The sequence below is a fragment of the Pseudomonas sp. DE0010 genome (assembly GCF_007680745.1).
GTDB classification, from domain to species: domain Bacteria; phylum Pseudomonadota; class Gammaproteobacteria; order Pseudomonadales; family Pseudomonadaceae; genus Aquipseudomonas; species Aquipseudomonas parafulva_B.
Genome location: NZ_VEJQ01000102.1, coordinates 1 through 333, shown reverse-complemented (window position 1 = coordinate 333; position 333 = coordinate 1). Strand labels below are relative to the sequence as shown.

Below are 333 nucleotides of genomic sequence, written 5' to 3'. Positions count from 1 at the left end.
AGCGAAAACTCCGGGCGCTTCCATCCGCAACTGGGCATGGACGTGCGCAACGGCGACTTTTCCCGCGGCAACTACGATGACGACGCGGCCAGCCTCGACCGCGTCCCCTTACACCTGCAGGCGGGCTTCGCCCTGGATCTGCACCAGGGAAGCGACGGCAATGCCGATGCCTGGCTGGTGTTCAGCAGCAGCAACGGCCTGCACAGCCCCTCCAGCGAGGAACGGGTCAGCCCGCGGCGCTGGTACGAGAGCAACAACCTGCTGGGCCTGGTGGTGTCACCGGCCGAGGGCCTGAGGGTCGGCTTCGTCTACACGGTCAAGAGCAGCCCAAAC

The 333-nt window shown here is 66.4% G+C and carries 1 pseudogene; it reads left to right on the top strand.

Going from position 1 to position 333, the window contains the following annotated elements:
* Positions 1–333: pseudogene (locus tag FS767_RS21840) on the top strand (hypothetical protein); the annotation flags it as partial.